General features: G+C 51.2%; 10 protein-coding genes. 2 read left to right on the forward strand and 8 right to left on the reverse strand.

Annotation, left to right across the window (positions count from 1 at the left end):
• Positions 1-50 precede the first annotated feature (50 nt).
• The 5 genes from ACKWCC_RS03065 to ACKWCC_RS03085 all read right to left on the reverse strand — a co-directional run bounded on the left by ACKWCC_RS03065 (position 51) and on the right by ACKWCC_RS03085 (position 6,629).
• Positions 51-875, reverse strand: coding sequence for an RluA family pseudouridine synthase (locus ACKWCC_RS03065; RefSeq protein WP_413994431.1), 825 nt, complete (start codon positions 873-875; stop codon positions 51-53).
• Positions 876-907: 32 nt separating this feature from the next.
• Positions 908-2,362 carry an oligosaccharide flippase family protein gene (locus ACKWCC_RS03070; protein ID WP_413994432.1) on the reverse strand — a complete coding sequence of 485 codons (1,455 nt, stop codon included), beginning with the start codon at positions 2,360-2,362 and terminating at the stop codon, positions 908-910.
• Positions 2,362-3,633, reverse strand: coding sequence for a glycosyltransferase (locus ACKWCC_RS03075; protein WP_413994433.1), 1,272 nt, complete (start codon positions 3,631-3,633; stop codon positions 2,362-2,364). Before ACKWCC_RS03075 ends, ACKWCC_RS03070 begins: the two co-directional genes overlap by 1 nt.
• A gap of 81 nt (positions 3,634-3,714) precedes the next feature.
• Entirely contained in the window at positions 3,715-6,171 is a 2,457-nt protein-coding gene (locus tag ACKWCC_RS03080; protein ID WP_413994434.1) for a YfhO family protein, read from the reverse strand.
• A 194-nt stretch (positions 6,172-6,365) separates the two neighbouring features.
• Positions 6,366-6,629, reverse strand: a complete 264-nt coding sequence (locus tag ACKWCC_RS03085) for a DUF4834 family protein (protein ID WP_413994435.1) — start codon at positions 6,627-6,629, stop codon at positions 6,366-6,368.
• Positions 6,630-6,714: 85 nt separating this feature from the next.
• Here ACKWCC_RS03085 and ACKWCC_RS03090 point away from each other — a divergent pair, with 85 nt between their 5' ends.
• Together ACKWCC_RS03090 and ACKWCC_RS03095 are read left to right on the forward strand one after the other, a co-directional pair.
• Positions 6,715-7,797, forward strand: coding sequence for a transporter (locus ACKWCC_RS03090; protein ID WP_413994436.1), 1,083 nt, complete (start codon positions 6,715-6,717; stop codon positions 7,795-7,797).
• A gap of 336 nt (positions 7,798-8,133) precedes the next feature.
• Positions 8,134-9,252 carry a GTP cyclohydrolase gene (locus tag ACKWCC_RS03095; protein ID WP_413994437.1) on the forward strand — a complete coding sequence of 373 codons (1,119 nt, stop codon included), beginning with the start codon at positions 8,134-8,136 and terminating at the stop codon, positions 9,250-9,252.
• A gap of 128 nt (positions 9,253-9,380) precedes the next feature.
• Here the strand turns inward: ACKWCC_RS03095 and ACKWCC_RS03100 are convergent, their stop codons facing one another.
• The 3 genes from ACKWCC_RS03100 to ACKWCC_RS03110 all read right to left on the reverse strand — a co-directional run bounded on the left by ACKWCC_RS03100 (position 9,381) and on the right by ACKWCC_RS03110 (position 13,936).
• Positions 9,381-10,640, reverse strand: coding sequence for an aminotransferase class I/II-fold pyridoxal phosphate-dependent enzyme (locus tag ACKWCC_RS03100; RefSeq protein WP_413994438.1), 1,260 nt, complete (start codon positions 10,638-10,640; stop codon positions 9,381-9,383).
• Positions 10,641-10,758: 118 nt separating this feature from the next.
• Positions 10,759-11,799: a PLP-dependent cysteine synthase family protein gene (locus tag ACKWCC_RS03105; RefSeq protein ID WP_413994439.1), complete on the reverse strand. Its 1,041-nt coding sequence runs from the start codon at positions 11,797-11,799 to the stop codon at positions 10,759-10,761.
• 79 nt (positions 11,800-11,878) lie between these two features.
• Entirely contained in the window at positions 11,879-13,936 is a 2,058-nt protein-coding gene (locus ACKWCC_RS03110; RefSeq protein WP_413994440.1) for a S9 family peptidase, read from the reverse strand.
• Positions 13,937-14,049 lie beyond the last annotated feature (113 nt).

Consider the following 14,049-nt stretch of genomic DNA (forward strand, 5'->3'; position numbering starts at 1 on the left):
CACGGGGCTTTTTTACGTGTAAAACCCATCCTTGACCAAAGAAACAATGGCTAGCTATCCGGAAACAGTTTCCGAAACTTCTTGGGCCATTCCGCTTCAATGTGCATACGTTCTCCGGTAACGGGATGTGCAAATGACAAAGAGCATGCATGCAGGTACATGCCCTTTCCTCGGAGCAACAGCCCCTCTTTGGCATAGTCACGATCACCAAGTATGGGATGGCCCAAATGTGCCAAATGCTTCCGTAATTGATGCCGCCTACCGCTCTGGGGCCGTAAGCGCACCAAATTGAGAACACCAAAACGGGCCGAAGGCAAACGGTGCAGTACCTCGTAATGCGTAACGGCCTCTTTGTGGTCCACGGGCTCGCGAATGGTTCCACTTGCCGTCATGGCGCCAATGGCCACGGCAACATACTCTTTTTCAATAGCCCGTTCTTGGAAGCATTGGTTCAGTTTTAAAATTGCGCCACTTGTTTTGCCCACCAAGACCACGCCGGTGGTGGGGCAGTCCAATCGGTGTACGGGCGCTGGGGCCACGGCATCGGGTTCTTCGCTGGGCCGTATTTGCCACCCCAGTGCATGGGCCAAGGTAAAAAACCGATTCCCGCTCACCACCAGTCCCGCGGGTTTGTACACCGCGGCCAGATGTTGGTCTTCATAGAGCACTTGGAGCTTTACCCGCAGTATGGGGCCGTTGGCAGCGTCCTGCATCAACTCAATGCACTCGCCTCCCTTGATGTAGGTGGCCGTGCTGGCCACCGCACCATTTACCCATACCCGTTCTTTTTTGATCGCTTTTTTTAAGGCCGATTTTGTCCGTAACACCTCAAAAATCCCCACACCGTACTCCTGCAAGCGCGCGGGTGCGGACAAAACCCCAACGGTATGGCGCGCAATGACGGCCACTATCTCTTTAAAAATTTGGACAATAGCCCGTGGACGTCCTCAGAAATTTTAAAACGGTACAGCACACCTAGGTAAATGGCAATGATCAATGCACTTTTAAGAAGAATGTTCACCAAAGGATGAAAGCTGAAGTTAAACGTATAAAAAAGCACGCCTACAATGAGGAGCAGGGCGGTCACTTTTAGGGTCTCCCCAGTGAAGGGCGACAGCCCAAAAACGCGCCTTACGTAGTAGAGCTTTAGGGAATTGTAAATGAAGTAGGCCAAAAAACTGGCAATGGCGGCCCCGTTGATGCCATACCTGGGAATGAGCCACAGGTTGAAGCCAATGGCCAAAACGGCCAAGAAGGCCCCGAAAAACAAAATGGAACGGTAATAGCGGGAGTTGTAGAGAATGGAATTGTTGTTTCCCAAGAGGGCATCGTACACCTTGGCCAGACCCAACCAAAAAACGATCATGACACCACCCGCATAGCCCGCGGGAAGCAGTTGGTACAGGTCATTTATATTGAGTACAATCAACAAAAAAAGCAAACCGGCCACAATGAACAGGGTAAGGGAGCTTTTTTGGTACAACTGCCGCAGTGCCCCCACCGCATGGTTGTTGAGGTAATTTGCCGTCATGGGATAGGTGATCTGGTGCATGGCCCTGGAGGGTACGGCAATGGAGGTGGCCATAAAACCGGCAACGGCGTAGTAGGCCACATTCTCCAGGTCCAGGAAATGGTTCAGCATCACCTTGTCCACCTCCATCAGCACAATGGCGGTGGACCCGCCCAAAATGATCAGCGCACTGTAGCGCAAGACTTCCCTCCAATTCTTTGGCAGGGAGAACGTTATGCGGGGCATGTGCAGGGCAAAGGCGTACCATTTCATGACCAAGGTGCGCAAAAGGTAAAAACCAACCAGCCCCAAGATAAAGAGGTCCATGCCTATGATATCAAAATACAGCAACAACAACAGAAGGCTCTGCCCCAATCGGCAAAAAAGTTCTTTTAAAAAATTTCCAAAGACCGACTTCATTCGCACGCGGGCCCAGGCGTAGAAGACCTCAAAATAGGCCATGGCCATTCCTATGAAGAAGATATGCCATACATAATCCTCTACAATGGGGTTCCTGTTGGACAAAAATGCCCCGATCGCGGCGTTTGCAAAATGGCTCAAAAGGGCCACCGGTAAAATGAACAACAGCGGCAACAGCAGCATCATGGTGAGGAAGGATTCCTGTTGCGTTTTTGAAGCAAACCCACTGTAGAACTTTACCAGGGCATTGGGCACACCAAAGGCCAAAACGGGCATAAGAACGGCCGCCACGGACAGCACCACCTGTACCAGGCCGTAATGTTCCGGGGTCATGAAATTGGTGTATAGGAACAGCGTGTTCACGGCACCAATGGCAAAGCCCAAATAGGTGACCACGGTATTGTTCAACGATTGTTTCAGTACGATGCCCATTACAACAACTGCGCTAATTGCCCGGTGAGCTCCCGCCTGGCATATTGTTCCACATTTTGGGAGGCCACCCGCAAACTTCCTTTTCGGTATTGGCCAAACCAATTTAAAAGTACGTTTTTTAATTCGGTATGGCCAACATGTTCAAAAACGGTCCCGGTTTTGGTATGGGCCACCAGGTCTGCCACTTCCCATCCCTTGGGCCCAATGCCCAAAATGGGCCTGCCGGAGACCATGTACTCAAACAGTTTACCGGGAATGATGCCCCGGGTCTCGGCAACATCTATTTCTGCCAATAGCAGTACCTGCGATCTGCGCTGGTGCACTACGGCGCGATCATGGGGCACATAGCCCAGCACCTTGGTGTAGGGCTCCAGGCCATTGGCCTTTATACGTTGCAAAACATCTTTGCCCACCACCCCAATGAAACGCAGCTCCAAAGCTTCCCGAAACGCCGGGTTCTCCCGCACAAGCTCGGCCAACACCTGCCACAGGTTTTCCGGGTTGCGCTCACTGAGCATGGAGCCTATGTGCGAAAGGGTAAACTTTTCATCCAAGGGAACGGCATCCATTGCCGGGATATCGTGTCCGTTGGTGATGACCGAAATGGGTCTGCGGGTGATCTTGGAAAACTCCCGTTTGGTGGTTTGGCTGGTTACCACTACGGTATCGGCACCGGTGAGCACCATTTGCTCCAATTCCTTGTGCCTGTTCTTGGCCATTGCGGTAAGTTTTAATTTTTTGTGGTAGCCAATGGAGGTCCAGGGGTCGCGAAAATCTGCCAGCCATGTTACCTCATTGTGCTGTTTTAATTGATGCCCTATGAGATGTACACTATGGGGCGGACCCGTGGTGATGATGGTGTCAATGCCCTCTTCCCGAAGCACCCCGTGCAGGAATTGCACCGAGGGGCGCACCCAGTACTTACGGGCATCCGGGATAAAAAAATTGCCCCGTACCCACAACAGCAGTTTTTCCGTGAGGGACTGGTTTTTGGTCTTAATGATGCCCGAACTTATTTGCTTGGTCTTCTTGCCAGAAAGCCAGCTGGCAAAACGGTAGGGCTCAAAAATGGGTTGTTTGTATATTTTGATGTCCTTGGGCACCTCGTTTGCCAAAGAGTGGTCCGTTATGGGGTACTGCGCGTTTTGGGGCACATAAAGCACGGGCTCTACCCCAAACTCCCGTAGGTATTTTACAAACTTTAGCCATCGTTGTACGCCAGGACCGCCCGCAGGTGGCCAATAATAGGCAATGACCAATACCTTTTTCATAACGTTTTCCATTGATCGGCACCCGTTGTTCACAATTCGCTTTCCGTTGCATCTGGACAAAGACCGGCCTTGGCACTGGGCCTACGGCCGCTGCGGCTCTTCCGGACTTGCGTTTCGGTTTTTGCCCCTGTACACGGAAAACCCAATGCCCCCCACAATAACAAGGCCCAGCAGGAGGGTACTGACCAGGACAATTTTACTGCCCTGGGCCACCACTTGGGGCTCAAATTTAAACGCTATGGTATGTTTTCCCCGGGGCACCTCCATGGCACGAAGCACATAGTTCACCTTAAAATGCGCTACGGGCCGTCCGTCCAGATAGGCCTGCCACCCGTGGGGGTAGTACATTTCGGAGAACACGGCAACACCATCGTTGTCATTGCTGGATTCATAGACCAGATGATTGGGGGCATAGGAGGTCAGGGCTATGGTGGCGGTGGAGTCCTTTGCATAGTCCTTGGGTTCAATATCCTGAAAAGCGGAGGTGTTCAAGACCGCGACATTCCCGGTGTCCAAGCTGTCCAGGGCCATTATGGCGTCATTGGCCGAGGCCACGGGCCGTAGCTGTGAAATGAACCAGGCGTTGCCATTGGCATCAGGGTTCTCCAACGGAAAGGTATTGCCCTCATCGTCCTGCTGGATCACATATTTAACATTCAGCATATTGAAAACGGCAAGGTTGCCCCGGTACAGGTGAAAATTGAACAGGTCTTGCATCCCTGCCGGTTTGGCGGCGTGGTATCCAGTAATGGCCTGGTGGAAATAGGCTGTCTTGGCGGAGTCAAAACCATCGGTCTGGTCAAAGACCCGGTACACCCCCTCATCTTGCAAAATGGCCTTGTTGGCCGCGCTGGGCTGGAACGGCTGCAACATTTGCCGCTTGGACACAAAATTATCCGCATTTACGTAGCGCTTGTTCACCCCCACCAGATCAATGACAATGAGCACCCCCACGGCGGCAAGCACCAAATTTTGCTTCAATGCCCCCTTTACGTATCCCCAAAGGAGCAAGGCAGCGGCCAGGACAAAGCCCAAAGAACGGAGCAGATCGCTGGTATAAACGGCCTTGCGGTCCAGCTTCAGCATTTCAGTCAGTTCCTCCAGCCCTGTCATGCGCAAGCGCCCGTCCGCGGGGCCCTCGAAGGAAAACGTTCCCTTGAACAAGAACAAGAGGGCTGCCACTCCCAATATTATGCCGGCGGCGTAATTCAGGGACCTTAGTTTGTCTTCTTGGGGCACCTTGTCCATGAACCATTTTTTTAGGGCCAAAATGGCCAAAATGGGGGCACAGAGCTCCAGCACCACCTGTACCGATGACACGGCCCGGAACTTATCGTACAAGGGAAAATAATCGATCATGAGGTCGGTGAGCAAAGCAAAATTCTTTCCCCAGGACAGTACCAAGGACAACAGGGTGCCGAAAAGCAACCACCACTTGTGCTTCCCTTTTACCAAAAAGAGCCCCAAGAAAAAGAGGAAAAAGATAATGGCCCCAATATAGGCCGGGCCCGAGGTCCCGGGTTGATCGCCCCAATACAAGGGAAGGCCACCAACAAAATCAAGGGCACTGCTGCGGGGAAGGCCCTTGTCTACCAAATAGGTGAAGGACTTGGAGTCTTCCCCGAGATTTTCCTGACTGGCTCCCCCAAAAAGCCGCGGCACAAAAAGATTTAGGGACTCTGCAATGCCATAACTCCATTGCGTAATGTACTCCTTGTCCAGCCCCCCTGTATTCTCCCTTGGGGAACCATCGGGTTCAATGGTGAGCGCACTTTCTCCGCGCGTGCTCCAGTCCGCATATTCCTTGGTGGCCATTAATCCGGTGGCATTGGCCGCAATGCCCAGGCCCACGGCCAATAGCAAAAGGCCCACGGAGGTAAAGAAATGTTTCAGGTACTTTTTACGAATGGCATCCACCAGGTAAACCACGCCCAAAACCAACACCAAGAGCATAAAATAATAGGTCATCTGGTAATGGTTGGCGGTGATCTCCAGGGCCATGGCCAAGGCCGTGAGCACAAAGCCCCATAAATATTTTTTCCGAAACACCAAGACAATTCCCGCCAGTACCAGGGGCAGGTAGCCAATGGCGTGTGCCTTGGCATTATGGCCCGCGCCCAAGATGATGATCATATAGGTTGAAAAACCAAAGGCCAATGCGCCCACCACCGCCAAGCGATAATCCACTTTTAGACAGCAGAGCAGGATATAAAAGCCAATAAAATAGAGGAAGAGGTAGTCTGCCGGTCTGGGCAAGAACCGGATGAGGCGATCCAATTGTTTTATGTAGTCATGCGGATAGTTGGCGCCCAATTGATAAGTGGGCATGCCACCAAAGGCACTGTTGGTCCAATAGGGCTCGGCATCCTTAAGTTTGCGAAAATCGTTCTGTTCCTTGGCCATACCCGTATATTGGGCAATGTCTGCCTGATAGATGACCTTGCCCTGTAAAACGGGATGGAAATAGGCCAGGGACGCCAACAGAAAAAGCGCCAGCACAAAAAAATGGATGATAAAAAACGAGAGGCCTTTTTTCATAGGGTGGGTTATGGTTGCCGTGGGCAAATATAACCACAGTTAGGTTAAGCTACAATCCACCCCCAGTACAATGCTCGTTTTGCGGCACAGCGTGGTGAAAAAATTATGTGAAGCCAAGTTTTAACCGTGCTTTCTGGACTTTGGGGACATGGGCCCCGGGGTGTGTTCCTTAAACTTGAAATGGTGAACAATGCCTAGTCCACTTCTTCAAAATCCACATACTCCCCCACTTTTTCGGTTCCCTTGCGCCTTTTTGGGGTCTTTTTTTCAATGATCACGTTGCCCACCCGGTCTTCTTGGTGGCCGTCCCGCTGTTCAAAATGCTGGAACGCCTCTTTAAAACGTTCTTCGGTCTTTCGGGCCGCATAGCCCAGGATCTTGGGGGCGAACATCCGCACCAACAACTTGAGCAGATAATAGCCCAATACGATGAATAAAAGGGTTTTTAATAAAGTCATTTATACCTGTGCTATATATCAAAAATACAATTCTAACGTTGTATTAGTGGATCACAAGTATTAAAAAATTGATAAAGTAGGTTTTATGACCCAACAGTTTGTACGCCCCCAGCACCTCTGCATGGCCCTTTTTTGCCTGGTATTGGCCCCTTTTTTAGGGGTTTCACAGTACACGGACGTCATCAACTCCAACCGCCCGGGCCGCTCGGTAAGCGCCTACGCGGTGGGCAGAAATGTGGTACAGGCAGAAATGGGACTTTTCTATGAACAGCGGGACCACGCACTCTTAAACACCGAATCCGATATGTGGGGCACGGACCTGTCCCTGCGCTATGGCCTGCTGTTTGAACGCCTTGAGCTTAAATATGAGGTGTCCTTTTTGGATCAGAACGTGCTGTTCAACAATTTTGACATTGAGGCACAACGGCGCGATCTGTCCAGAAATAGGCTGGGGCTCAAATTTTTGGTGTACGACCCCTACAAAAATCCCGAACGCAACAAGCCCAACCTCTACAGTTGGCGCGCCAACAACAAATTTCAACTAAAAAATCTCTTGCCCGCCGTTTCCGTCTATGCCGGGGCCAATTTTGTGCTGGGAGACAATCCCTTCTACGTGGGCGACCCCACCATGTCGCCACGGGGAATGATCAGCACCCAGAGCCGGGTTACCCCGCGGTCCGTACTGATCACCAATGTGGCCTATGACCGGATCGGCACGGAAGATCCCGAGCTAAACTACGTGATCTCCCTGTCCCACGCCTTCCGCAATCCCAAATGGAGCGTCTTTGTGGAGCACCAGGGCATACAGAGCAATCGCTACAGCGATTTGCTGTTACGGGGCGGCATTGCCCATTTGCTGAGTGAAGACCTCCAGGTGGACATGAACATGGGGGCCAGTCTCAAGAATACCCCAAGTCGTATTTTCATGAACATTGGCGGTTCTTACCGCTTTGATTTCCACAAGGACAAACTGGTACCCATAAAAGACCAAAAAGCGGACGAAAACGGGGGCGCCATCAAAAAAACCTCCCTGAAGAACAAAAAGAGGAACAAGAACACGGGTCGCGGTGCGGAGGACATTGATCTTGGACCATCAAAAAAACAGTTGAGGAAATTGAAAAAGGCCGAAAAAAAGAAAAAAGAGCGTAACGGAGAAATTGAGTTCTAGCGGGCACGCCCCTTTCATCTTCCCGCACCCTTCCCTTGGCCCATAGCATCGCGGCGCATGGCCCCTGACACCGGCAATGGCACGTTCCTCTTGCGGGACACCTACCGCCACTCCCCGGCTTTTAGACCCCCAAATGGGTGATCCGTGCCTTCCATTGAAGCACCACGCACCACCATTGCCCCATAAGAGGGCAAACCTTCAATTATTTTTTGGTAAGCAACACATCCCGCAGGGAACCATACCGAAATATGGGGTTTACCTACCCTTGAACCCTAGAATTCACTACCTTTCGGGCAGGGATTTGGTCATGTACCATATCACCATAAAAAGAGGGAAATGATCAGGGTAAAAGAGGCTGTTGGGAAGAAGGAACTGAGGCAATTTGTCATGTTCCCCTTTTCCCTTTACGAAAACTCGGCGTATTGGGTGCCCCCCATCATAGCGAACGAGCTTGAAAGCTTTGACAAGACCAAAAACCCGGCGTTCAAGGATGCGGAGGCCTGGTTCTTTTTGGCCTATGACAACGATAAGATCGTGGGCAGGGTGGCGGCCATCATCAATTGGTGGGAAGTAAAGGAACAGGGCTTGCTGAAAATGCGCTTTGGATGGTTCGATTTTGTGGACGATGCCAGGGTTTCCGAGGCCCTGCTCGGCAAAGTGGCCGAGATAGGCCGGCGTCATGACCTGGATTTTATGGAAGGCCCCGTGGGTTTTTCCAACCTGGACAAGGTGGGTGTCCTGGTGGAAGGTTTCGATCATATTGGCACGATGGTCACCTGGTACAACCACCCCTACTATGTGCAGCATTATGAGCGCCTGGGCTTTGTGAAGGAAAAGGAGTATATGGAAAATAAATTCCCGGCAAAGAATGCCGATCCCGCCCTCTTTACCCGCTTGAACGAACTGGTTAAAAAACGCTACGGCCTAAGGGAAGTGAACTTTACCAGGACCAGGGATGTCATGCCCCTGGCCGATGAAATGTTCGACCTTTTTAACAACACCTACGCCAAGCTCTCCTCCTTTGTGCCGATCACGGAAAGGCAAAAGGCCTACTTCAAAAAAAAGTACATCAGTTTCATTAACCCGGAGTACATCAAGTTCATCAAGGACAAAGAGGACCGGCTCATTGCGTTTGCCATAGTGATGCCGGCTTTTTCCAAGGCCCTGCAAAAGGCAAAGGGAAAACTGTGGCCTTTTGGCTTTTATCATTTACTAAAGGCCAAAAAGAACAGTAAGGACGTTATTTTCTACCTCATTGGCATTCAACCGGAATACCAGAACAAAGGGGTCACGGCCATTATCTTCAACGAATACCACAAGACCTTTACCCAGAAGAACATTGATATGTGCTACCGTACCCCGGAACTTGAAGAAAATGTGGCCATAAAACAGATGTGGAAACATTTTGATCCCGTGGTGTACAAAAGAAGGCGCACCTACCGCAAAGACCTGTAAGGGCAGCGCCCCGCGCAGACCTTGGTTGACATCGGTTGATGCCCAAACCTTTGGGGCACCACAGGAAAAAAGAAAAACCCCTGTACTTCCAACCGAAAGTAAGGGGTTTACGTTTTATAGGTACCGGCCTATTCTCCCATGGCCGCGGCAACAGCTGCAGAAAGCCTCTTGTAGGTACCGTTCTGCAAGCGTTCCCGTATGGCGGAAAAGGCGGTCAAGGTTTCCTCAATGTCCTGCATGGTGTGCGTGGCCGTGGGGATCATGCGCAACAAGATCAATCCTTTGGGAATTACCGGATAGACCACGATGGAACAGAAAATACCATAGTTTTCCCTAAGATCTTTTACCAAGGCCATGGCTTCGGGGATACTGCCATTGAGGTACACCGGGGTTACACAGCTGGTAGTGGTGCCAATATCAAAGCCTTTGTCCTTTAGCCCGTTCTGGAGCGCGTTTACGTTCTCCCATAGTTTGGCCTTTAATTCTGGCTGTGTGCGCAGCATGTCCAAACGCTTCAAGGCGCCCTTTACATAGACCATGGGAAGCGATTTTGCGAACATCTGCGAACGAAGGTTGTATTTAAGATAGTCTATGATCTCTTTGTCCGCCGCCAAAAAAGCGCCTATACTGGCCATGGATTTAGCAAAGGTGGCAAAATATACATCGATATCGTCCTGAACGCCTTGTTCTTGCCCGGCCCCTGCGCCGGTCTCTCCCAAGGTACCAAAGCCGTGGGCGTCATCTACCAAGAACCTGAACTTGTACTTCTTCTTCAAGGCCACGATCTCTTTGAGCTTGCCCTGTTGGCCGCGCATGCCAAAGACACCCTCTGAAATGACCAAGATGCCTCCCCCGGTCTGTTCCGCCATTTTCGAGGCCCGTTCCAAATTGGTTTCCAGACTCTCAATGTCGTTGTGCTTAAAGGTAAAACGCTTGCCCATGTGCAAGCGAACACCGTCAATGATACAGGCGTGGCAATCCACATCATACACAATGATATCGTCCTTGGACACCAAGGCGTCTATGGCAGACATAATGCCCTGATAGCCGAAGTTAAGCAGGTAAGCGGCCTCTTTGTTCACAAAAGCCGCGCATTCCCTTTCCAATTGCTCGTGATAATCCGTATGGCCGCTCATCATCCTGGCACCCATTGGGTAGGCAGAACCATACTCGGCCGCGGTGTCCCCGTCCACTTTCTTCACCTCCGGCAAATTGGCGAGTCCCAAATAATCATTGATGCTCCAAGTGATCACTTCCTTGCCCTGGAACTTCATCCTATTGGAAATGGGGCCTTCCAACTTGGGAAAAACAAAATAGCCTTCCGCCTGTGACGCCCATTTTCCCAAGGGGCCTTTGTTTTCAATGATTCTATCGAATAAATCTCTCATAAGTCTGCGATTCTAAATGCAAAAGTAGAAATTTTTGAGGAGTAAGCATAACTTATTCGGGCAACAAAAAAAGCCGGCCAGGCCCGCTTTTTTTTAGACATATGATCCGGGAAGACCTTTATTTCACGTATTGCACCTCCTGCGGACGTACCTCCTTGGCAGATTCCAGGAAGCCTTGGTCGCGCATCCACTCATCACTGTAGATCTTGCTCATGTAACGTGATCCGTGGTCGGGAAAAATGGCCACCACCTTGCTGTCCGGAGCAAATGCACCCAGGGCATCCAACTGCTTAAGGGCCTGGACCACGGCACCGCTGGTGTAGCCTACAAAAATACCCTCGGTCTTGGAAATGTTACGGGCCATGTGGGCACTCTCCGCATCGGTTACCTTGATGTACTCATCTATGATATTGAAATCCGTGGCGCCGGGAATCAAGTTTTTGCCAAGCCCCTCTATCCTGTAGGGATAGATCTCGTTGGGGTCCAACTTCCCGGTCTCGTGGTACTTTTTTAGGACAGAGCCATAGGCGTCCACGCCTATGACCCGTATGTTCGGGTTCTGTTCCTTCAAGTAGCGCGCCGTACCGGAAATGGTGCCACCGGTGCCGCTACAGGCCACCAAATGGGTGATCTGGCCTCCGGTCTGTTCCCAGATCTCGGGGCCGGTGGACCTATAATGTGCCTCTATGTTGAGCTCGTTGAAATACTGGTTGATGTATATGGACCCGGGGGTTTCCCTGTGCAGGCGCTTGGCCACTTCGTAGTAAGACCTGGGGTCGTCCGCACTAACATGGGCGGGGCACACATATACTTGCGCCCCCATGGAACGCAGAATGTCTATTTTGTCCTTGGAACTCTTGGAACTCACGGCCAGGATACATTCATACCCTTTGATGATGCTCGCCATGGCGATACTGAAGCCCGTGTTCCCCGAAGTGGTCTCTATGACGGTACTGCCCTCGGAAAGGAGCCCTTTCCGCTCGGCCTCCTCAATGATGTGCAAGGCAATTCTGTCCTTGGCGGAGTGCCCGGGATTGAAGGCCTCTACCTTGGCATAAAAACTTCCGGTAAATTCTTGGGTGATGCGGTTGAGCCTAACCAGTGGCGTGTTGCCCACAAGCGCTAGGATATTGTCGTAGGCCTTTATCTTATTTTCCATAAGCGTTGGACGCTGTTTTTTGGAAGGGCGCCAAATGGCAGTCCCAACCATATTCCGTGCAAAGCTACTATATTTTTTTTTATCGGATTTTTCCTTCCAAATCCAACAAAAAGGCATATTCCTTTGCTTTTTCCCTTAACGCCTCGAACCTCCCGGAAGCGCCACCGTGGCCCGCATCCATATTGATGTCCATGAGCAAGCTATTGTTGTCCGTCTTGAGCTCCCTGAGCTTGGCCACCCACTTTGCAGGCTCAAAATACTGTACCTGGGAGTCGTGCAGGCCCGTGGTGACCAGGAGATGGGGGTAGCTTCCCGCCTTTACATTGTCATAGGGGGAATAGGATTCCATATACTCATAGGCCTCTTTTTGCGCCGGGTTTCCCCATTCGTCGTATTCGCCGGTGGTCAAGGGAATGGTATCGTCCAACATAGTGGTAAGGACATCCACAAAGGGCACCGCGGCAACAATGCCCTTGAAAAGGTCCGGTGCCATGTTCATCACGGCGCCCACCAAAAGGCCCCCTGCCGAACCGCCCATGGCATAGAGATGGTCCGGGGAGGTATAGGCATTTGAGATTAGAAATCGGGAACAGTCCACAAAATCACTGAAGGTGTTCTGCTTGTGCATCAGTTTGCCCTGCTCGTACCAGCTCCTTCCCAAGTACTCCCCTCCCCTTACGTGGGCAATGGCATATATGAAACCGCGGTCCATAAGACTGAGCCTTACGCTGGAGAAATGGGGGTCTATGGTGTGCCCGTAGGCGCCATAGCCATACAGCAGCAAGGGTGTTCCCGAACTCGGCACGGTATCCTTGTGCCGTACCACCGACATGGGAATCAAGGTACCATCTGCGGCAGGGGCCCAAATACGTTCTTCCCTGTAGTTCTCCTTTTTAAAGCTGCCACCAAGCACCGCCTGTTCTTTTTTAACCTCCTTTTGCCTGGTTGCCATATTGAAATCCATGACGGAGCTGGGCGTGGTGAGCGAATTGTACACATACCTTAGAATGGGGGTGTCAAAATCCGGGTTGGTGCCCACATAGGCGGTATAGGTTTCACTTTCAAAGGGCAGGTCATAGGCCTCGCTACCGTCCCACGGAACGATTCTTAGGCGGGAGAGGCCGTTTTCCCGCTCCGAAAGCACGTAATATTCCTTGAAAATGTCCACATCCTCCAACCTAACGGAATCCCTGTGCGGAATGAACTCTTCCCAATGATCGGCACCGGTGTTGCCCTCCCCTGCGCGCATCAGTTTAAAGTTGGTGGCGCCATCCTTGTTGGTGAGGATATAGAAATGGTCATTGTAATGGGCAATGTCGTACTCAAGGCCCCGCTGCCTTTTTGAAAAAATCTGGAAAGCACCGTTGGGATCATTGGCCGGGAGAATCCTGTATTCCGAGGTAAGGGTGCTCACCGAACCAATGATGATGTACTTTTTGGATTTGCTCTTGTACACAAAGGTGCTAAAGGCCTCATCGGTCTCGTGGTACACCATTTCATCTTCCTTGGGGGAAGTGCCCAGAACGTGCTTGTAGATTTTATGGGCCCGCAGGGTGTGGGTGTCGTTCTTGGTGTAAAAAAGCGTCTTGCTGTCATTGGCCCAAACGGCCCCACCGGAGGTGTTCTTTATGGTTTCCGGGAAGATGGACCCCGTGACCAAATCCTTGATGCGCAGGGTGTATTGCCTTCTGGAGACCGTATCCACGCCAAAGGCCGCCAAGGCGTTGTCCGGACTCACGGCAATGCCGCCAAGGTTAAAATAATCATGCCCCTTGGCCATCACATTGCCATCAAAAAGCAGTTCCTCGGGGGCACTTAATTGATCCTTGTGCCTAAAATAGATGGGATATTCCTGTCCTGCGCGATATTTAACCACGTACCAATATCCGTTCTGTTTGTAAGGAACGGTTTCATCGTCTTGCTTAATGCGCCCTTTCATCTCCCGGAACAATTGCTCCTGAAATTGTAGGGTGTGGGCCGTCATTTTTTCATAATACTCCTTTTCTGCCCAAAGGTGGTCCAAAACCTCTTGGTTTTCACGTTGGTTGAGCCAATAGTAGGGGTCTTGGCGCACATGACCGTGCGTCTCCAGGGTTTTGGGTCTTTTTTTTGCTTTTGGGGGAATGATATTGCTCATGGCAGGTGCTTTTGTGTTCCGAACGTGCAAAAATACTGAAAAAGCAAGGGAACCCACCGCCACCGCCAACCACAATTTGCTTTCGGCATTAGCGGGGCATTGCTTATTTTTGC

The sequence above is a fragment of the Maribacter aquimarinus genome, from assembly GCF_047345505.1.
Taxonomy (GTDB): Bacteria; Bacteroidota; Bacteroidia; order Flavobacteriales; family Flavobacteriaceae; genus Maribacter.

Coding starts and splice junctions, on each gene's coding strand:
- ACKWCC_RS03070 (WP_413994432.1), bottom strand. CDS start 2,362: ATGGGCATCGTACTGAAACAATCGTTGAACAATACCGTGGTCACCTAT.
- ACKWCC_RS03075 (WP_413994433.1), bottom strand. CDS start 3,633: ATGAAAAAGGTATTGGTCATTGCCTATTATTGGCCACCTGCGGGCGGT.
- ACKWCC_RS03080 (WP_413994434.1), bottom strand. CDS start 6,171: ATGAAAAAAGGCCTCTCGTTTTTTATCATCCATTTTTTTGTGCTGGCG.
- ACKWCC_RS03085 (WP_413994435.1), bottom strand. CDS start 6,629: ATGACTTTATTAAAAACCCTTTTATTCATCGTATTGGGCTATTATCTG.
- ACKWCC_RS03090 (WP_413994436.1), top strand. CDS start 6,715: ATGACCCAACAGTTTGTACGCCCCCAGCACCTCTGCATGGCCCTTTTT.
- ACKWCC_RS03095 (WP_413994437.1), top strand. CDS start 8,134: ATGATCAGGGTAAAAGAGGCTGTTGGGAAGAAGGAACTGAGGCAATTT.
- ACKWCC_RS03100 (WP_413994438.1), bottom strand. CDS start 10,640: ATGAGAGATTTATTCGATAGAATCATTGAAAACAAAGGCCCCTTGGGA.
- ACKWCC_RS03105 (WP_413994439.1), bottom strand. CDS start 11,799: ATGGAAAATAAGATAAAGGCCTACGACAATATCCTAGCGCTTGTGGGC.
- ACKWCC_RS03110 (WP_413994440.1), bottom strand. CDS start 13,936: ATGAGCAATATCATTCCCCCAAAAGCAAAAAAAAGACCCAAAACCCTG.